Consider the following 20,237-nt stretch of genomic DNA (forward strand, 5'->3'; position numbering starts at 1 on the left):
TGGCTCCAATGATCGAAGCGCTGTCCTGCGGGCCTGCATATAATAAGGAAGAAATTCTTATAAAACCTACAATAGCTTATAATCCGGCCTGGCCCCTCAGCATTTCAGCTTTATCCACGCGCTCCCAAGGAAGATCAACATCCGTCCGTCCAAAATGACCATAAGCTGCAGTTTGTCTATAGAGTGGTTTGCGCAGATCCAGCATTGAGATAATACCGGCTGGACGTAGATCAAAATTGCTGCTGATCAGCTCAGCCAGCTTTTCTTCACTAATTTTGCCTGTTCCGTATGTATCTACATTAATCGAGACAGGGTTAGCTACACCAATCGCATACGCCAATTGAATCTCGCATTTGTCAGCAAGCCCGGCAGCCACTAGATTCTTAGCCACATAACGCGCTGCATAAGCGGCGGAACGGTCGACTTTGGTTGGATCTTTACCTGAAAAAGCTCCGCCTCCGTGACGGGCATACCCGCCATAGGTATCGACAATGATTTTGCGCCCGGTTAGACCGGCGTCTCCTTGCGGACCGCCAATGACGAAACGGCCAGTAGGGTTAATGAAATATTTAGTGTTCTCGTCAAGCAGCTCAGAAGGTACCACCGGCAAAATTACATATTCCTTAATGTCCGCCTGAATTTGTTCAAGTGAGATTTCTTCGGCATGCTGGGTAGAGACAACTATCGTATCCACGCGCACCGGTCTTTCATTATCATATTCAATAGTGACCTGGGTTTTGCCGTCCGGACGCAAATAATTAAGCGTTCCATCCTTGCGCACCTCAGAGAGGCGGCGGGCAATACGATGAGACAAGGCAATAGGCAGCGGCATTAATTCAGGCGTTTCATTTGTCGCAAAACCAAACATCAGCCCTTGGTCACCCGCACCAATATTCGCCGTTTCCTCGGCAACCTGTGCAGGGTCACGATTTTCCAATGCAGCGTTTACACCTTGTGCGATATCAGCCGATTGCTCATTCAGCGAGGTCAGCACTGCACAGGTATTATAGTCAAAACCATATTTTGCGCGGGTATAACCAATCTCTTTGAGTGTATTGCGCACAATTGCCGGGATATCTACATATTCCGACTTGGTGCTGATTTCCCCTATGACCAACACCAGACCAGTGGCAACAGCTACTTCACAGGCTACACGGGCATTGGGATCATTAGCCAAAAACGCATCAAGGACTGCATCGGATATCTGATCGCAGATCTTATCGGGATGCCCTTCTGTTACGGACTCTGAAGTAAACAAATGACGTCCTTTAATAGACAATACAACAACCTCCCATATTGTTAGTCTGACACTGTATAAGGGGATGCTTCAACGGCTGCCAGAACAGATGAATTTTGTAATGATAGAACTAGCAGATCCGCTTCCAACTAGAATTAATCCATTCCCCAGACTCAATAATCATAGTTGATATTGTCAGATAAGTTCAAAAAATGAACCTTTTCCGATTGGAAAAGGTTTATGGCTTTCCACAAAAGTCATATTATCTTATTTACCGGATGGTGTCAATTCAACCCATTCTTATTTAAAAAGAGACTGTTCGGCCTGCTTCACAAGCCTCTTGGTAATTTCCCCTCCAACAGATCCATTGTCCCGGGAAGTGAGATGTCCCAGATACGGAGAACCATACCCCATCGAGCTGCCTGTTACCCCAAACTCAGAAGCAAATTCAGTATCAGCCCCTCCGCCATAAGAAGCACCATATAAACCAAACTCAGAAGCAATCTCGTACTGCATTTGTTTCAGCATTGCCCGGCTTTCCGGTACCACAGTGCGATTATTACGTGCCATGTCTATTGCACCTCCTGAAGATTTTAAGAATACAGGAGTATTGTGTGCCGGGGTTGCTGCATTCAGTCGTATCAATCTTTGTTAACAGTGGTAATGAGTGCCGCTCAGGTATGATTTTTGCTTAAACAGGCAACATTATTATAGAAGCAGGTCATGTCGGATCATATGATAAACGATTATTTTAATGTATATCCACCACGAACCAGTACGACAAGTCCTAACTTCTGACCATCTTGTACATTGATCCCCCGCCCATCGCGAGGAAAAGATAATAGATGATTCATGGGAGCAGCTTGTCCATTGGCCAGATCCTTGCCATCAGTCAAATCAGCTACACCATTAGCCGCCTCCGAAAAAATCACGGCTTTGCCTGCACGTACAATAAATTCAGCACCGGCAGATCCCATTAAAGTCTGTCCTGGTTTGACATCTACAATCACAGCTTCGTTACTGTTGGCAGGAGCAGATGTCTGCGGACTTGATGATGAAGTGGCCGTTGGTGCCGGGGATGCGGTAGCAGTGGCTACTGGAGGGCTCGTTGCAGCTGTTCCGCCCCCTAATGCTTTCTGAATCTGTTGATCTACATAACTCTTGGTGACAACCGGATCATCTGCTGTACCTGGCTGATTCCCTACACTTGCACCTTCAGCTGTAAGATTCATCAGTGATCCCGCCCATACTGCTCCACCCAACAAGACCACTGCCATCGTTACTTTCATTGCTGATTTCATTGCTTTCCTCCTTCAGGGATGGAAAATGATTAAAAAAAAGAATAGCCTCCGAAGAGGCTATTCTTTGCTTCGGTAATACACGAGGAACAGTATTATTTACCGGATACTTCAGTACCAGTAGTAACTTTGTTATTCTCGATGTCAGTGAAGTCTGCAGTGTCTTTAACCTTAACTGTAATTACGTTAATGTTGTTAGCGTTAAGGTCTTGAGCACCGGAAGATGCAGTAGCATCAATGTCCTTCTTATTGAATGTAACATACCATTTATCGGTGCTATTACCAACCTTATCAAAGGTCATAGGTTTGATTGGGGTATTGTTAATGCTGAACAGCAAATCATCTGCTGTAATATTTTTAACATTCTCAGAGAAGGTTACAATCAGAACTGCCGAGTCAGTAGACGATACAGCAGCAGAGGTGAGCTTAGGAGCTACAGTGTCAAACAGTTTGATGGCTACTTCATTGTGAGCTTCAACTCCATTACCAGCAGTATCGGCCACACCATTAGCCAAGAACTTGTAGTCCTTAGTTTCACTGATTGAAGACTTCGGAATCCGGATTTGTGCAACTCTTGTAGTAGCATTGTCAGCAGCTGCTTTAAGTGTAACGTAAGCAGTTGTAGGCAACGCTTTGCTGTCCATTGTGTAGCTGTTGCGATCAGTCAGGGAAGCAATACTTACTCCTGAATTGTCACTTACAGTTACTTCAATGATATACTCAGTAGAATCATTTGGACCGTATACGATGCTGGTAACTTTAGGTCTGTCGGAATCGGAAGAAGTAGTGCTTCCTGTAATCGCAACAGTTGTTGCAACCAGCTTATTCTTGGCAAAGCTTGCATCAGTTACCAGACCTTCTGGCAGACGCAGAGTGTGTGCACCCACAACACCAGCCGGTGTAGCATAAGTCAAAGATTTACCATCTTTGGATCTTACAACTGGGTTAGAGTTGAGCGAAGTACCAACACCTGTGGAATCTTTAATCAATGTAAGGCCAGACACACCAGCTACAGGGTTCACTTCTTCGGAGAACTTGACAACCAGTCCGCTGCCGCTCTTGTAAGTGATACTTGTTACGGTTGGAGCCACAGTGTCTTTAGTGAAGGTAATAGGTTGAGTCACTGCAGTACCCAGGTTGTTGCCAACGGTATCACGAACAGTTGCACCGAATACGATGCTACCTGTGAAAGTACCAGTGGATGGCAACGATCCAAGTGGGCTATCCAGTTTGAACGTTTTAGTGTCGCTTGTAGTGTTGATTTTGAATACCCCGATGCTCACTCCGTTGGCATCCAGCAAACGAACATTACCCACCAGTGAATTGTAATCCACTGCTTTGTTGAATACAACTTCAACAGCCTTGTCACCAATTGCAGTAACTTTTGTAACAACCGGTGCTTGAACATCAGAAGTTACTGTTACAGTTGTTTTAACTGGGTTTGGTGTAGCCAGGTTACCAGCGTAATCCGAGAGGTTAGTCAAGGACACATCATAAGACGTTCCGCTGTTCAGCGTGCCAGCAGTCAGTGTCACTTCATCCAATGGCTGGTAAGTGTCGCGAGTTACACTTGCAGCTGCACCGTTCACGTATGCAATCAATCCAGCTGTTTTAACTGGCTCGCTCAGCTTAACGTATACTTTATTTGTAGTTGTTTTTGCAACAGCAGATACAGAAACTACTGTTGGTGCAACAGTATCAGCAACAGGAAGCAGTTGAGTGAAAGCAGGGATTGCTTCACCAGCAGTTGTTCTGATTGTGTCGTTGATTACTACTGTGTAGTTACCTTTCAGGAAAGTATTTCCATCCAGGGAAATTGTAGCTTGAGTAGCGTCATCGCTGATAACAACCTTAGCGTCTTTAGCTACATCAACTGTTTTGCCAACTTCAGTTACTTTAACTACGCCTTCGATCAGGGTGTTAGTTTCAACCAAAGTTTCAGGGTCGATAGCGCGGTTGAATTTAACTACAACTTGCTTAGCGTTTGGAGCTGTTACGGAAACAACCTTAGGCGCTTGCAGTGTTACTTTTGCAGTGTAGTCTTTTTCAAGGTGCTTGAAGTTGATTGTAGTTTCAACGCCTGCTACCAGAGCAGTTGTCAGATCAACGTTTGCAGTTGTTTTATCAGAGAATGTCACAACTACTTTGGTTGGGCTTACTGCTTCTGCAGAAGTTACAGTCAATGTAGGAGCTACAGTCTTTTGGTCAACTGCATAAGCAGTTTCTACTACCAAAGAGCGAGTAGCGTTACCTTTGAAGTTGGTGGTTTGTGCAACCAGACCAGCGTTGATAACTGCTTGAGCATAGCCTTTAGCCCATGCGGATGCGGAGTTATCAGTTGTAGCAGGTTGTTCCAGCTTCAGAGCGCGGAACAATACAGCCGCTACTTCTTGAACCGTTACTTTACCGTTGTAGTTGAAGAGACCTTTAACAGTATCCTGACCTTGCATATAACCAGCTGCAGTTACAGCTTCGATGTAAGGCACTGCCCAGTTCTTCGCTGTGTAACCTTTGTCTTTGTAAGACAATTTGCCAGTTACTTCAGTAAGACCAAACAATTTAGTAACGATCTTAGCGAATTCAGCGCGAGTCAGATCTTTTTCAAGATGTGCTTGACCGTCTGGGTAGCCGTTAAGGATACCTTTTGCTGCCAAAGCATCAAATTTTGCTTGTGGAGTTGTTGCAGTTTCACCAAACGCTACAGAGGCAAACATCGAGAATGCCATTGCTGTAGATAATGCTACGGATAAAATTTTCTTCATAACCTTTTTTTCTCCTCCTTGGACGTTCATGAACTGAGATTCTTCTTTAGTTGGGTAGCTCATGTCACTCATTAGCCGATGCACCCCCTTTCCCGAGTTGAGCATATTAAGTATAAATAATGTCTGTGACGGGTATCACAGAAACTTGTAACCAGCTTCAAGGCATAGTAATACTAGATTCCTAATTCTACCTAAGTATTATACAATGTGCCTCAAGTCACGTAAAGCTAATTTTTCCATTTGGCGGTGTTATTCAATATTATGATGATTAACAATGCCTTGTGTAAGTGACTCTACATCTTAAACGCAAGAGTTTCTAGAAAGTTGCGCTTTGTTCAAAAAAAAAATTTAAAATCCTTTTACGGCTGGCCCTGTCCCAATTAGAAGAGACAATATGTATGTTCTACTAACTATTGTTAATGATGGGTCGCTACGGGAACCAGTATAGCATACAGACTTTCCAAACGTCATTAAGCAATATTTGTTAAGTAAATAAACATAATCATCCATTTTCAAACCAGTTCATCTAATAGTTCTTATGGACAAAACAAAAAGCGCCGTTTCCGGCGCTTTTATCTAAAGTCTAACGTATCTTCATGGATAGTTGTATCAGCTCCTGGCGTTTCTCAGGACTTGAATTGACATTCTCGTACATAGCATCTATTGCACCACGGTTCTCCCGGTAGGTCTTCTCATGTTTGATCGTGGTATGCGACCATTCAATTAAAGCATTCTCTGCAGTTACAAGATCATTGTATGCATCATGGAACCCGGTAGTCTGTACAAGCTCTTCCATAACCTCCTGCGTGATCTCCTGAAGTGCCCGTTTTGCAGCGATCTCCTTTTCCATTACCTTTGCTCTATTCTCAAACGAATTCTTTGCTTTCATGTAATCCAGCTGTGCTTTTGATAAAATCGGTTTCATCGATGGCTTTCACCTTTCAGAAAATATTATTTTCTAAGTTATTGTAACGTAAAATGGTGCAGATTACAAAGTTTATGTCGATGACTTTGTAAATTAATTACAAACAACAGGTCCGCGAACAGCATTCGCGGACCTGTTGTTCTTTTGATTAGCTTAATTAAAGGTTTTTGGGAAGATGTTTGTACTCTTCTTCAAAAGTGCTACAGCAATCTTTCCGGCTTCCGCTCTAGTCAGTTTCCCCTTTGGATTAAAATTATATACCGGCTTGGTTTGACCTGTAATAGTTACGGCGCTACCTTCCATGATTTTGGCTTTGGATACCGCATCAATCGCTGGTTTCGAATAAAAATCCATACTTCCCGTATCCACAAATGACTTGGTGAGGGTGGCTAGCAGTTTGGCATCGTTAGTAGCCATTTTCAGCTTCAAAGCTCTGGCAATCATGACAGCAGCCTGCTCTCTTGTCAGTGGCTGATCCGGGCCGAAGAACCCATCACTTAGGCCGGTGACAATCCCTGCTCTAGCCGCAGTCTCGATATGTTTGAAATCCCATGTCGTTGACACCGCCTCAGGCACGATATCAAAGAAAGTCTGCTGATTATTATTATAGTTCAGAGGAATATCCAGCCCTTTTACCAGCAATGTGGCAAATTCACCGCGTGTCGTTGTATCATCAGCACCAAATTGGTCGAATCTCAGATTTTCCATAATCCCTTTGGAGTACAGTCCGTTAAGAATGTTTCTTGCCCATGGATGGTTAGTGATATCTGTGTATCCACGACGCAGCTTCATTACTGTATAATACCCAAACTGGTCAAAAGGCACTGTGATTGTATGTTTCTTAGTATCCACTTCACCGCCAATGTTCTCCCACTGTCCTGAGTCGGTATACCGGAACACGGTGATTGTCGACCCCACTTCATCCACAATGCTTGAATTGAAGGTTAATGTGAGTTTTCCCCGCTGAGAAGGAACAATTTTTCGTTCGGCTTCAATTTGTGTGAAGTTTCCTTCTATGGAGTATGGAGCAATACCATTAGTGGCTGGTTTATATAGAGCATTGCCTTGGGTTCCTTTTTCACCAAGTCCGCCGCTCAGCCAATAAATATCTGAAACCCGGGAGAAATTATTGGTTTCTACTGTTGAGTTAAACCGCAACACTAAGTCAGAGGGAATCAACAATGTACCGAGGCCACCAGGAGTACGGGCATCAGCATCCACATTAATAGTGTTGCCATAATCATTTTTACGTTCAACAACACCATCTACAGGATCTGCGATACCGAACAGCAGCTTGGTGTCAGGATAGTACTTCGCAGCTCCAGAGGTGGTAAAGCCCTTCATTAATGTTCCTTTTGGGAACGTGAGCTCAAGCCCTTTGTTAAACACACTATATTTAGCAGCAACTTTCTCAGCCATAAATTGCGTGTCCACCTGAACAGCACTTGCATAGTAAACAGTAATAGTATCATTTAAGGTTGAATTAGCCCGTACGATTTGAATTTTGATTGAAGTAGCTTTGTCTGGTTTTAATCCCACATAATCTAACGTGAACCGGTTCGGCAGGTCAGTGCGTTTCACTGCTTCAAACTTGTTGATTACAACTTTAGTAGCACCTTCAGCCTCAATATCAAAACGGACAAAATTCTTATTAACAACGATTTGTTTTCCTACAGTGGCAACTGGAGATAAGATCCGGTATGGAGAAACTTCACGTACTACTTCCATGCGCTGATTCGTGCGTGCGCCAGTTTCATTAATCAGCTCCAGATTATATACAATACTGCCTGCAGTTTCAGCGGGAATATCCAAAATCCGCAGGATAAAGTCTTTGCTGCTGCCTACAAAATCATAGTAGTAAGTCTTTCCTTTATACACAAAATTTTGTGATACCTTTTGGATTGAAGTATCACCCAGTACTGCGTTATCTAATGAAAGAAACAGATCTGATCCCTGATATAGATTAAGCTTGTTTGCAGCTCCGCCTCTAAGAACCAAGTCATAGCTGGTCTGGCTTGTAAAAAACTTGTCGTCCTTGAACGTGAATTCCGCAGTTAATCCAAGGATATCGTTAAGCTCTTTGTCGGTGTAAGCCTTAATGTCTGTATGCGAGAACGCTGCTCTGCCTTTGGATAGCTTGGGATGAAATTGCGACAGGTTGGAGACATTGGTATCTACAATATAGAATTTCAGTTCTTTACGTATTTCTCTTTTGTTGCTTGCATTGTCCATGGAGGTCCCGGTGAATACAAGTTTGTTTTCTCCGTATACCAGTGGCCCTGAAGCTGATATGGTTAAATCAAAGGAGAAAGTCGATTTATTCATCGGATTAAAATCAAGATTGCTAACCTCTGTCGATTTCAGCTTATCGTTTGAAATACCGTTGACAAAAAATTGTGCGTTGCTGATGTTCTCAAATCCGATATATTCACCTGAGACTTTCAAAATATTAGAACTATTAGCCGAGCTAAACGTATAAGTCTGACCATCATTTAAGTTGGCAACGTAAATGTAATTCTTGGATACATAGGAAATGTCTGCATTATAGAAGGATTGCGATCCTGAATATTGAAATTTCACTTTCTGTTGTCCATTGGAGAATCCAACTACCTTATATATGACCTCATTATCTGACAGTCCTGTAACATTGGTCTGTTTCTCCAACGTAAGCGAAGCGCCCAAAGGGAGATAGGAAGCCAGTAAAGCCTTAGCAGCATCAGGTTTAGCACTCGACTTAACCAGAATGTAGAAATCTGATTTCTCAACCTGAGCACCGTTCAAAGCCAGCTTGGAAAGTCCGGTACTAGCAATTGCTTCACCATTATATCCAGACAAATAGTACATTTCGGTTATAACATTTTCACCTGATAAAAATTTGTAGTTTTCTTTTACAGACGTACTATACGTTCCGTATTTAATTCCGACGGTTACGCTGGACGATCCTGCTGTGAGTGTGAATGGTGCCGTTGTCTTGAAGGCAATCAGCCGGTATTGAGGGGTTACGCCATCCGGAGCCGGAATTACAGTCTCATTCTGTGGTGTAGTACCCGGAACCTCAGAGACGGTACCATCAGCTGCAACATCATAAGACTGAAGCACATTCACTGAAACCACTGTATCGTTAATCTTCACTTCATGGTCATCATTGAAGGACTTGGTACTAGCATTATATGGCAAAAGCACTTGCCCCATAATAGTAGCAGTGGTGTCTGTTGCAGTAAGCGTAGGGACATTATCAAGTATATTGTACGCTTTATTACCGTGAACAATTTTCAGATCGGTAAAAGGCTTGTTGGTGTCAAAATAATAAACCGAGCGTTTGATTGATATAGAGTCCGCTGCATTCTGCACAACGATGTCCAGCGTGTTCTCTCCGGACTTCAATGTTAATGCCGGCGTAAAAAAGGTGCCGTCCTCAAGGAGAGAGGTCTGCATCGCGGAACCACCGTTGAGCGATACGCTGACTTTAGTAGCATTCGTCACTTTACCCTGGAGGGTAATCTGCTGATTCGGTACAACAACCTTTGTACCTTCATTTAAGTTAATGGCAGCAGGGCCTCCTCCAAGCACTTGCAGCGAAGTGACATATGGAACCTTATCATACAGAACATAAAACGATTCAGAGCGCTGCAATGTCCCCTGCATCCCTGAGAAGGTGATTTTATTAAATCCTGTGAACAAGGTAAGTCCGCTCGCAACAAACCGGTTATCCGGGTTAGTAGTGTCGGTAGTTACTGCACCCGTAGTGGAATGTGTATCATCTGTCACCCATTTGTCTCCACTCTGCGTCATCTGTTGTACAGTAACCTTCATTGTAGAGGCTGTTACCTGTGCGTAAGTACCTGAAATGGAAAAGTTGGGAGCACTTGTCTTATACACGGTACTTCTTGTAATAGAATCCTTGACATCCATTTGAAGTGCCGCCGTATTCCGCAGCGTGAGATCATCCGGACTGAAATAGGTCGTAGACGCGGTTGCCGCCGCGGCCTGCGGCGTGTATTTGCCTGGGAACATGGAAACGATTAGAGCCGCCAGCAGCAGCCAAACGAATGGTCTCTTAAAGCGTAACATGTGTATATCTCTCCTTTGAGTTATGTTCTCATTATTCCTCACTTTGTTCTTTATCGGTCAAAGAGAGGGGATTTTTTAGGAATATCACAAAAAAGCTCACCCTTTTGTAGGATGAGCCTTGTCAGATAAGGAAGATAATTGCATGACGCAAACAGATGCACTTTATGATTTGGAGCCGCGTTCCGGGTTAGCCTTTACCCGCATTCTTAGCAGAAAATCAATCAACGGACGTTTGGTCTTGCTGATAACACCGGTGATTTCTGCGCCGATCTGCAGGAAGAAGAGCATTACACAAATTACGACGAAGGTCACCCAGTTGGCTTCATAGAGAGACGCAGATGTCTGGATTACAGCCAATATTCCAAAGAAACCGGCAATGCCATATATAATCAATACCGTCTGACGGTGGCTGAAGCCAAGCTCGCGCAGACAGTGATGCAGATGGCCTTTGTCCGGGGCAAAGATTGGTTTCTTCTGCAGCTTCCGGCGGACAATGGCAAAAAACGTATCCGACAGCGGAACTCCGATAATTAAGAGTGGTGTGATAAAGGAAACTACAGCAATTTGCTTAAAGCCCAGCAAGGCAAGCAGCGCAAGGCAGAAGCCCAAAAACAGCGAACCTGTATCACCCATGAAAATTTTGGCGGGATGAAAGTTGAAGAACAGGAAACCCAGGATGCTGCCAAGCAGCAGCAGGCAAAGCAAGGCAACCATGGTATTGCCCATCAAAAATGCCATGACAGCAATCGTAGCAATCGCAATACCGGATACTCCGGCAGCAAGCCCGTCCAACCCGTCAATCAGGTTAACGGCATTCGTAACCCCGACAATCCAGAAGATCGTCAGCGGAATGGCAATCCAGCTTTCCAATGAGGAATACGTATTATTAAATGGAATGTTTACAAAATCAACGGTAATTCCGAATCCGAAAACAACGATGCACGCTGCGGCAATCTGGCCCAACAGCTTCACCTTCGCCGAAAGCTCAAACCGGTCATCCAGTGCACCGATAAGAACGATCAGTCCGCCGCCCGAAAGCAGCGCTTTGATGAAACTTACCTCCCGCGGAGTAAAATCATAAGGAATAATCGGCAATACGGCAAGCAGGCCTAACACAAACGCCAGAAAAATACCTAGTCCGCCGAGGCGGGGCATAATCTTAGTGTGCACTTTACGGGCATTCGGCACATCTGTGGCACCAATTTTAATCGCAAATTTCTTCACGAATGGTGTCAACAGCAGTGCAAGTCCCATGCACACAACGAATCCGGCGATGTATATGATTAACATTTGATCAGTCGACCCCCATTTCTCTACCGCATTGAATTATACGCTGAACGTAAAACAAATTCCAATTCCGTTTTTAGGCTGTTGCACGGATTTTTACGGTGAATAACGTCGTTTTGCTATACTTTTGTTACTTTATCTTTCTCACGCAGCACTTTTACTGCGAATTTCGGCAGCGCAAGCATTCTTTTGTAGCGGGTAGGCTCCTTAAGAAGACGGTATAACCACTCTGCACGGAGTTTCTGGAAAGCTTTTGGCGCTCTGCGGCTCTTGCCTGAGATCACATCAAAGCTCCCGCCGACACCCATCATTACCGGAATGTTCAGCCGGGATTTGTATTTGGCGATCCAAGGCTCCTGACTATCAGCTCCTCTGGCAACAAAAAGCAGGTCTGGCTGAGCTTCGATAATTCCATTCACAATCTCCTCGTCCGCTTCCGGCCCGAAAAAACCGTCATGATATCCCGCTATAATGATACCGGCATACTGAGATTGTAACCGGGAGGCGGTCTCGCGAATCACCTCAGGCGTAGACCCCAGCAAATATACCCTCCATTTATAGCTTTCGCCCTGGCGCAGCAATTCATGTAGCAAATCAAAACCAGCAACACGTTCAGCAACAGGCTGTTGGCAATATTCGGCAGCCCATACAACCCCTGTTCCGTCAGGAACCACCAGTTCGGCTGATTTCATGATCTCCATATAAGCCGGATTGTCCAGGGCGGTCATCACCATGATCGGATTGGCTGTAATGACCTGATGCGGCTCACGCCTTTGGACCGCCTCGGTCAAATAGGAAACCGTGGCTTTCATATCGATTTTGGATACCCGGATGCCGAAAATCGGCACCGTGGGGATCACACTTTCTGCTTTCACGTATCTATCACCCTTTACGGCGGAAATATTCAATAATTTGCCGGGCTGGCGCTTCAGCCTCCTGGACCAACGAAGCAATCAACGGCTCGCGCTCACGCTTCCATTCATCCCCTGACTTCAAAAGCTGAAGCACTTCGGCAGCAAGCCTGCCGCTGTCCAGTGAGGACGTAACCCCGATAGGCTGGCAGCCCACCCGCTCCAGAAAATGGTCAATCTTCGGATCATAAGAGATTCCGATGAGCGGCACCCGTCTTCCTGCGGCATAAATCAGGCTGTGCAGCCGCATTCCGATCAAGACGTCACATGCCCCTACCTCCCGCAGCATCTGCTGCGGATGTTCAGCGTCCTCACAAAGGCTGATTACTCCTCCGTTCTGCGAAATTTCCTTCTCCAGCTTCTGCATGATATAACGTGAGGCTTCATGGTCAGAAGGATGATGAAATGGCAGAAAACGCAGATGAAGCGGAGTTTGAGCGCTTGCCTTCAGCAAACCTTCTGCGACAGCATCCAGTTCCCCCCGGGATTGCTCCCAGAAGCGAACAGAAACCCCTACCGTCGGAAGTTCAGACCGAGACAACGGATTTTTTTGAAGAGGTAATACGCTTCCTGCTTCCGTCCTGCCTCCCTGGCTGTCCTCTGGAAGACTTAATCCCATAACCGGGTCGGGTACCACTTCAATCTTATTTTTGCCCAGCCCCATGGATTGCAGCAGGTCGCGCGACTGCTCATCCCTTACAGAGATATAGCTGCATTTGCGGAAAACGGCTTTGATCAAGGGGTGAAAAAGCTTGCGGTTAACCGGTCCAATACCTTGAGCATAGATAAAAGTCGGCTTGCCCATCCATTGAGCCAGCTTAATGATGCCCAGGTAATAGGGGATGGATTTGCTCCCGGTCACATCCTGAAGCAGGCTGCCTCCCCCGCTGATCAAACCGGCACTTTCTGAGATAGCCCTCCGCACTTCGCTAAGTTTCATCCGGTGTACAGCCTTCACTCCATAGGCCGCTGCCGTGCTTTCCGGATCTATTGACAGCACCACAGGCTCAATGGCTGTTCCTGTTGCCAGCGAATGCTTCTGCAGCGCATTTAGAATGGACTGCAGCACTGCCTCATCTCCGCTGTTCCGGAAACCGTAATAACCGGAGATAATTATTTTTTGAGAAGCGGCGACCATCGTCTCCAACACCCCTCTGCAAGCTGCCATACCCCTACCGCAATCAGCCCGATAATCAGACCAAGACCCAGTCCCAGCAAACCACGGACCAGCGAGATCAGAACCGGAGAGTGGATATGGGCAAAGGTATCTACCATTGAAAGCTGCCCGATTACGGCGATGATCATGATAAATGCGGCATTCCGGTATTTATAGGCCATAAAGGCACCCAATATAAATAGCGGATGAGCCAGCAGGAATTCTTTGTTGCGCGGCCGGACCCCCACTGTATTTTCCAAAAAAGTGCGGAGAATTTTTTCCGGTCCGCTCACACTGCCGCTGTTGCCGGTCCGGCTCAAATAATACATCCCTACAATCCCCAGAACACCGGCTGCAATGACCCAAGCCAACGTAATGGGTGTCCGCAGGAGTTTGCCTGTTTTGCTAAGGACAAACTCTCCACGATAGAGCAGTACGTATACAGCAATCAGTGCAATAGGTGCTAAATGCAGCAGACTGACACCGCGGAACTGGTTAAGGACCAGACTGTAGGTGATATTGTTCAGAAGCGCAATCACAAACGGTACAGCGCTCAGCGAAATTAACGCTGTTTTGACGTAAAGCACGAGACTGTGAGCCAGGCGGCGCTGCGGAGTCATAACCACATAGGTCAAGGAATTCGCCCGTAGCGGCGGACCCTTCTCATTTATTTTGCGTATCGCCAGTATCGTTGCCACTGTTGGTGCGCTGATGGCTACTGCGAGTGCCAGGGCCTGCTCGAACAGCTGCGGCTTAATCAGCATCAGTCCGGCGCTTCCTATTAGACCAAGCACCCAGGCAGGCAGCGTAAGCCATGGAATAAAGTAAGAGACCAAAAGGGCCACCATGGCTACAGCACCGATGACTGCAATTAATTTAAAATAACGCTGGAAAGAAGAATCCGCAACATCAAACGCAGTGGCTTGCCCCAAGGTGAAGCCGTTACTCTCAATTTTCTCTACCGCACCCCCAGGCTCGCTGAGGCTGGTGATCAGATTTTCCAGAGTATCCTTAATCTGCGCCTTTGACGTGTCCCGCGACGGAATGGTGTTGAGATAGATCATGCGAATGTTGCGGTCTTTCGTTGCCAGGGCAAAGCGGTCCGCTATCGTTTCCGGAGGAAGGGCGGAATCACCTTCACTGAGCGAGTACAGCCGGGTTACATTGTAATCCAGCAGATAAGCTAATTTATTGAATCCTTTTTGCTGTGCTTTGATATTCTCAATGGCGGCAATCCCTATTCCGCGTTCCTTAAGAAGATTGGAAAAAGCTGTAATGCTGTTCAAATCAGCATCATCATTAAACCCTTTAACAGACTCCCCTTCAAAAAGCAGACGTTTGACTCCAAGCTCCTGATAGCGGTCAAGCAGCTTGGTAACGGCAGCCTCATTGTAAGGCAGAGAATCTACAAGACGGGGTACAATGTTAAACCCTTTGCTATGCAGCATCTCCAGGGTGAACGGGTCAGGCTGCATCGGCTTCAGCGTAGCATCCTCCAGCGGAGTTTTGACAATCAGCCCTTGTTGCCCGCGGAAACTCCAGTTTTCGGTCGCTATATCCAGGCTGCTGAAAGTATCACGGATTATGGGCGCGAGAGCTTCACTGTTCTCCGGACTGGTGAAGAGGACGTATGTATAGTTCTCATTCTCCGGAATTACGGTATCCGTCAGATTGGCAATATCTGCCGCTCCCCAAATCATCAGCCGGCGGGCCTTGCGGTAATCCTCCAGCGTGTTTTCATAAATAGCCATGCTGCCTACGCCGGCAGATTTTAAGAGATCAAGCTGCTCTGAAATATAATCCTGCGGGTTCGCCCGGTAGCTGGCCGCTTCCACCAGGTCACGGTAATCAAAAACAAATTCAACCGTTTTGGAAGATTTCTCCGTCTGCAGGCGGTCATAGACGACAGGCAATGCGGCAAGCACACCAATCACCACAACTATCCATAACCATTTTCGTGAAGCGATGTTCCAACGTTGCCATTTCTGCTGCACTTCAAAGTACCTCCTCTTTCACTTAAAGCCTTCTCAAGGCTAATTTCAAGCAGAAACGGATGCGCGTCCATAGAGGAGCAGTATCCGTTTCGCTTAAATCCTGTATCTTCTATTATTTATTTCCCGTCAACGCGTGACATAACCTGCTGCGTGAGCGTGGCAACCTTGTCTTTGGCGTTCTGCAGCGATTCTCCGCGCACTGCAAAATACACTTTGATCTTCGGTTCAGTCCCCGATGGGCGCAAGCAGAACCAGGAACCGTCAGACAGCAGATATTTCAGCACATTTTCCTTAGGGAGTCCGTTCAGCCCCAGCGAATAATCCAGAACCTCGGTTACTGCTGCACCGGCAATCTCCTGCGGAGGATTGCTGCGCCAGTCATTCATAATCCCCTGAATCTGCGCCACACCGTCCTTGCCCTTCAACGTGCGGGATTCCAGACTTTCCAGGAAATAGCCGAACTGCTCATACAGCTCCTGAAGCACATCGTACAGCGTTTTCCCTTGGGCTTTGTAATAGGCTCCAGCTTCAGCAATCAGCATGGAAGCAAGCACGGCATCCTTGTCACGGGCATAATTCCCGGCAAGGTAGCCATAGCTCTCTTCATAACCAAACAGGAAGGTGTATTCACCGGACTGCTGGAACTGGGTCATTTTTTCACCGATATATTTGAACCCTGTAAGCGTGTTGAATACGGTAGCACCATAATACTCGGCAACAGCTGCACCCATTTCACTGGTTACAATGGTTTTGACGACGGCACCATTGCTTGGCAGCTTGCCCTGCTCCTGCAGGCGGCTCAAGTAGTAATGGATCATTAGTGCTCCGGACTGATTGCCAGAGAGAACAACGAACTTGCCTTCGTTGTCGCGGACTACGGCACCCATGCGGTCTGCATCGGGGTCCGTACCAATCAGCAGATCGGCACCCAGCTCCTCTCCCAGCTTGATTGCAAGGGTGAAGGCTTCCCGCTCTTCAGGATTTGGCGATTTCACGGTAGAGAATTCTGAATCGGGCAATTCCTGCTCCGGTACTACATGCACCTGGGTAAAGCCGATTTTGTTCAAAACGCTGCGGACGGGAAGATTGCCTGTCCCGTGAAGCGGTGTATAGACAATTTTGAAATCACGTCCCAGCGTAGATGTGATTTCGTCGCGGGCAACGCTCACAGCCGCTACTGTATCGGTGAATGCCTCATCTTCCTGCTCGCCCAGCCAATGCAGGAGTCCTCCAGCTTCGGCCTCTTCCTGGGACATCCGTTTTACGCCATTGAAGGAATCCACCTCCATGATGTAGGAGATGACTTGTTCAGCTTCATGCGGAACAAGCTGCCCGCCTTCAGCATTGTACACCTTGTAGCCATTGTACTCCGGAGGGTTATGGCTTGCAGTAATCACTACACCCCCGGTAGCCTTCAGATGACGGACCGTAAAAGACAGCTGCGGCGTGGAGCGCAGAGACGGGAACAGATGGGCTTCAATCCCGTTTCCGGCCAATACCAGTGCAGCCTCAAGGGTGAACTCCGGCGAAAAGCGGCGGGAGTCATGCGCAATGACGACAGAAGGTCTGCCTTCACCGGTATGCTGTTCAAGGATATAATTCGCAAAGCCTTGAGTCGCTCTGCCCACCGTATACCGGTTAATCCGGTTGCTGCCTGCTCCTATAACCCCGCGCAAGCCCCCTGTGCCGAACTCCAAATCTCTGTAAAAACGCTCTTCCAGCTCCTGTGGCTCATTAGCCAGAAGATTCAGTTCCGCCTTTGTGTTCTCGTCAACCGACGGGTCCTGCAGCCAACGTGACAGTGTTTCTGCGGCTTTGGGGCTTAATTGAGTCATATCAAATCTCTCCTTCTCCATCTATAATATATGATTTTATAACAGGTTCTAGCTGAGCGCGAACATAATTTCCCCGGAAGCGACCACCTTGCCCTCTACCTTCGCGGTTGCCTGCCCTTTGCCAATACTGCCCTTTAGGCGGGTAATTTCCACTTCAAGCACGAGCGTGTCTCCCGGAACCACCTGACCACGGAACCGGAAGCCGTCTAAGCCTGCCAAAAAACCGATTTTCCCCTTGTTGGCTTCAACTCCAAGTATGGCAACAGCGCCAACCTGAGCCAGTGCTTCGGTGATCAGAACACCCGGCATTACGGGATATCCCGGAAAATGGCCGACAAAAAACGGCTCATTCACGGTTACATTCTTGATGCCGACGGCCCGCTTGCCCATTTCTATTTCGGTAATTTTGTCCACCAGCAGAAATGGAGGCCGATGGGGGATTATTTCTTGGATTTCATTGATATTCAACATGGATACAAAGCTCCCTTCGCATATAAACCGCACCCTGGTAATCTGTCTGCCACTGCAGCATTTTAGTTTTATTTCCGGCCATCCTGCATAAATATGGACAGCTTCGGCAAAAACTATAATATCCTTCACCACCTGCAGCAGTGGAGGTTGAGATAAGGGGCTTTCTCCACCGCATAAGGCAACATGGCGGAGAGGGCCCTTTTTGCTCTCAGGGGCCTCCATCATTATACATTTTCCAGTATAAAAAAGAAAACTCCCCTGTACAACAAGGGAGTTCTAATATGAACAGTTATGGCGCAAACACCAAATCATACACATGCTTCCATGTACTCCAGTGAAGCACATCGCTGAATTCTTTTTTGCCCAGAACGACATACCCGGCAACCATGCCACCGCACAGTGCTGCCACCAGCAGCACTGGAATCAGAAACCACTGAACGATCGTCCATTTGGAAATTCCGCGCCGCCGTACGGGCTGATGCTGTTCCGCTTCATGAGTTGCTTCCGGCTTACTGTTGTTCTGACGAGCCATTCCTTCACCTACCCGCGCATGTTATTAGCCAGGCCGAGCATCTGATCGCTTGAGGAGAGTGCCCGGGCGGCAAGCTGATAAGTGCGTTGAATTTGCATCATTTCTGTGATTTCCTTGCTTAAATCCACATTCGATTGCTCCAGGTATCCGGCCCGGACGCCAATAGTAGAGGGCTCACCCGCTGCCTTGAAAGCCTGCTGAGCCGTGACTCCGTTACCAAGCACATAGAAATTGCCGTCTACTGCCTGCAGCGCACTCTTGCTTAAGGGCTCCACAATCATAATAGCTTCCCCTCGCCGTGCAGGCGCATTCTCAGCCGTCTTCGTCCATACCTGTCCGCTCTCATCAATGGCGGCACTTACGTCTGTGGGAACGGTCAGAGGTTTGCCTTGCTTGTTCAGCACTGGATTCCCTGTATTATCCACCAGCATCATCTTATCCGGATTTGCACTGTCCGGAACAAAGTGGAAATCCCCTTGGCGTGTATAAGCGGTAGCTCCGTTCACCTGAACGCCAAACAATCCGTTACCTTGAATGGCCAAATCCGTCGGATTTCCCGTCTCCTTAAGAGGGCCTTCCTCCCAGTTGGTTGTCACCGTGGGTACACGGACCCCAAAGCCGATATTAAAACCGAGCGGTGTGCTGCGGCCCGGCTGATCATAATCCTTGGACTGCTGCTGGACACGGGTCAGCACATCCTCAAAGGAGCCTTCCTTGCTCTTATAGCCATCGGTATACATATTGGCGACATTGTCGGCTATAATATCCAGACGCTGCTGGAGACTGGACATAGAGACGGCTGCGCCTATCGTTGAGTTGTTCATACGTTACCCCTCCTGTCCTATATTCTGCCGACTTCGTTTACAGCCTTCTGCAAACTGCTGTCATAAAACTGGATAACCTTCTGATTCGCTTCATACGCCCGGTAAGCCGCATTCATATCCACGGTCACCTTGGTTGCATCAACATTGGAATTTTCCAGATATCCCTGCCGCACCTGCAGATTGTCCGTCCCATTGGCGAAACGGATATCCGCGTTGTCCACATCGTCGGCGTGAAATACACCGTTACCGTCACGAACCAGTTCCTGGGGTCTTGTAACCACACTGATGCCTAATCGGGTTCCTGAAGGACGTCCTGTTGCAGGATTCAACAGGTTACCCTGTCCGTCTACTTTAAGTTTGTCCTGCGGACCTGTCAAGATAAGCGGGTTGCCGTTGCTGTCAAGCACCTTGAATCCGCCTGCGCTGAGCACTTCTCCCGCCGCGTTTACTGTGAAGCTGCCGTTGCGGGTATATAGTTGATTACCATCATTATCCTGAACCGTAAAAAAAGCCTGCGGCCGGTAGATTACCTCGCCATCAGGAGTAATATACTTGCCAGAGCCGTCAAAGTTAATATTGGCACCCGTCGCCGGGTCTGCTACCTGCAGATCTGTGGATAATGCAAAATCCACCGGCTTGCCGCTTTCAATAAGATCTCCCTGCAGATATTGGGAAACGGACTGTTCCGCAAATACCCCTGTATTCATTCGGCCTACTGGCTTTACCGTTCCGCCGCTCATTGCAGAAATGAGCACCTCGGGAAAAGCATGGCTGACGCTGTCTACCTGCTTGTACCCCGTTGTATTCAGATTGGCAATGTTCTGCGTTGCTGTATCATGTCTTCGCTGCTGCGTTACCATTCCGGCAGCCGCCGTATATAATCCTCTAAGCATGAGGGTAATCCCCTTCCTGATTGAGCTGTTAACTTATATTA

At 47.1% G+C, this 20,237-nt stretch carries 15 protein-coding genes; all 15 read right to left on the reverse strand.

Annotated features, from left to right (window positions below; translation table 11 throughout):
* Positions 1–76: 76 nt before the first annotated feature.
* Entirely contained in the window at positions 77–1,279 is a 1,203-nt protein-coding gene (gene metK, locus PGRAT_RS28655; protein ID WP_025704049.1) for a methionine adenosyltransferase, read from the reverse strand.
* A gap of 258 nt (positions 1,280–1,537) precedes the next feature.
* Complete coding sequence (locus tag PGRAT_RS28660) at positions 1,538–1,807, reverse strand: alpha/beta-type small acid-soluble spore protein (protein ID WP_025704048.1); 270 nt, start codon at positions 1,805–1,807, stop codon at positions 1,538–1,540.
* Between the two features lie 176 nt (positions 1,808–1,983).
* Positions 1,984–2,538 (reverse strand): hypothetical protein, encoded by a 555-nt coding sequence (locus tag PGRAT_RS28665; protein WP_025704047.1) that lies wholly within the window; start codon positions 2,536–2,538, stop codon positions 1,984–1,986.
* A gap of 92 nt (positions 2,539–2,630) precedes the next feature.
* The gene (locus tag PGRAT_RS28670) at positions 2,631–5,369 is read right to left on the reverse strand and encodes an S-layer homology domain-containing protein (protein WP_025704046.1); all 2,739 of its coding nucleotides are present in this window, start codon (positions 5,367–5,369) and stop codon (positions 2,631–2,633) included.
* A 511-nt stretch (positions 5,370–5,880) separates the two neighbouring features.
* Positions 5,881–6,222, reverse strand: coding sequence for a hypothetical protein (locus PGRAT_RS28675; protein ID WP_025704045.1), 342 nt, complete (start codon positions 6,220–6,222; stop codon positions 5,881–5,883).
* A gap of 153 nt (positions 6,223–6,375) precedes the next feature.
* The gene (locus tag PGRAT_RS28680) at positions 6,376–10,293 is read right to left on the reverse strand and encodes an S-layer homology domain-containing protein (RefSeq protein WP_025704044.1); all 3,918 of its coding nucleotides are present in this window, start codon (positions 10,291–10,293) and stop codon (positions 6,376–6,378) included.
* A gap of 162 nt (positions 10,294–10,455) precedes the next feature.
* Complete coding sequence (locus PGRAT_RS28685; protein WP_025704043.1) at positions 10,456–11,583, reverse strand: glycosyltransferase family 4 protein; 1,128 nt, start codon at positions 11,581–11,583, stop codon at positions 10,456–10,458.
* A gap of 116 nt (positions 11,584–11,699) precedes the next feature.
* On the reverse strand, positions 11,700–12,455 hold the full coding sequence (locus PGRAT_RS28690) for a WecB/TagA/CpsF family glycosyltransferase (RefSeq protein WP_025704042.1): 756 nt from the start codon (positions 12,453–12,455) through the stop codon (positions 11,700–11,702).
* A gap of 7 nt (positions 12,456–12,462) precedes the next feature.
* Positions 12,463–13,629, reverse strand: a complete 1,167-nt coding sequence (gene csaB, locus PGRAT_RS28695) for a polysaccharide pyruvyl transferase CsaB (protein WP_025704041.1) — start codon at positions 13,627–13,629, stop codon at positions 12,463–12,465.
* A complete protein-coding gene (locus PGRAT_RS28700) occupies positions 13,605–15,641 on the reverse strand; it encodes a DUF5693 family protein (RefSeq protein WP_025704040.1) in 2,037 nt (678 codons plus the stop codon). The genes csaB and PGRAT_RS28700 overlap by 25 nt, the downstream gene beginning before the upstream one ends.
* 116 nt (positions 15,642–15,757) lie before the next feature.
* Entirely contained in the window at positions 15,758–17,476 is a 1,719-nt protein-coding gene (locus PGRAT_RS28705; protein ID WP_025704039.1) for a phospho-sugar mutase, read from the reverse strand.
* Between the two features lie 48 nt (positions 17,477–17,524).
* Positions 17,525–17,947: a 3-hydroxyacyl-ACP dehydratase FabZ gene (gene fabZ / locus PGRAT_RS28710; protein ID WP_025704038.1), complete on the reverse strand. Its 423-nt coding sequence runs from the start codon at positions 17,945–17,947 to the stop codon at positions 17,525–17,527.
* Between the two features lie 289 nt (positions 17,948–18,236).
* On the reverse strand, positions 18,237–18,479 hold the full coding sequence (locus PGRAT_RS28715; protein ID WP_025704037.1) for a DNA-directed RNA polymerase subunit beta: 243 nt from the start codon (positions 18,477–18,479) through the stop codon (positions 18,237–18,239).
* 8 nt (positions 18,480–18,487) lie between these two features.
* On the reverse strand, positions 18,488–19,303 hold the full coding sequence (locus PGRAT_RS28720) for a flagellar hook-basal body protein (RefSeq protein ID WP_025704036.1): 816 nt from the start codon (positions 19,301–19,303) through the stop codon (positions 18,488–18,490).
* Between the two features lie 17 nt (positions 19,304–19,320).
* Positions 19,321–20,196: a flagellar hook-basal body protein gene (locus PGRAT_RS28725; RefSeq protein ID WP_025704035.1), complete on the reverse strand. Its 876-nt coding sequence runs from the start codon at positions 20,194–20,196 to the stop codon at positions 19,321–19,323.
* Between the last annotated feature and the right edge of the window lie 41 nt (positions 20,197–20,237).

Origin of the sequence: Paenibacillus graminis (genome assembly GCF_000758705.1) — a bacterium.
Taxonomy (GTDB): domain Bacteria; phylum Bacillota; class Bacilli; order Paenibacillales; family Paenibacillaceae; genus Paenibacillus_AQ; species Paenibacillus_AQ graminis.

Excerpts from the sequence above, each read along its gene's own strand:
- PGRAT_RS28675 (WP_025704045.1), bottom strand. The coding sequence starts at position 6,222 with ATGAAACCGATTTTATCAAAAGCACAGCTGGATTACATGAAAGCAAAG.
- PGRAT_RS28720 (WP_025704036.1), bottom strand. The coding sequence starts at position 19,303 with ATGAACAACTCAACGATAGGCGCAGCCGTCTCTATGTCCAGTCTCCAG.
- fabZ (WP_025704038.1), bottom strand. The coding sequence starts at position 17,947 with ATGTTGAATATCAATGAAATCCAAGAAATAATCCCCCATCGGCCTCCA.
- PGRAT_RS28705 (WP_025704039.1), bottom strand. The coding sequence starts at position 17,476 with ATGACTCAATTAAGCCCCAAAGCCGCAGAAACACTGTCACGTTGGCTG.
- PGRAT_RS28680 (WP_025704044.1), bottom strand. The coding sequence starts at position 10,293 with ATGTTACGCTTTAAGAGACCATTCGTTTGGCTGCTGCTGGCGGCTCTA.
- PGRAT_RS28685 (WP_025704043.1), bottom strand. The coding sequence starts at position 11,583 with ATGTTAATCATATACATCGCCGGATTCGTTGTGTGCATGGGACTTGCA.
- PGRAT_RS28670 (WP_025704046.1), bottom strand. The coding sequence starts at position 5,369 with ATGAGTGACATGAGCTACCCAACTAAAGAAGAATCTCAGTTCATGAAC.
- PGRAT_RS28660 (WP_025704048.1), bottom strand. The coding sequence starts at position 1,807 with ATGGCACGTAATAATCGCACTGTGGTACCGGAAAGCCGGGCAATGCTG.
- PGRAT_RS28665 (WP_025704047.1), bottom strand. The coding sequence starts at position 2,538 with ATGAAATCAGCAATGAAAGTAACGATGGCAGTGGTCTTGTTGGGTGGA.
- PGRAT_RS28715 (WP_025704037.1), bottom strand. The coding sequence starts at position 18,479 with ATGGCTCGTCAGAACAACAGTAAGCCGGAAGCAACTCATGAAGCGGAA.
- csaB (WP_025704041.1), bottom strand. The coding sequence starts at position 13,629 with ATGGTCGCCGCTTCTCAAAAAATAATTATCTCCGGTTATTACGGTTTC.
- PGRAT_RS28725 (WP_025704035.1), bottom strand. The coding sequence starts at position 20,196 with ATGCTTAGAGGATTATATACGGCGGCTGCCGGAATGGTAACGCAGCAG.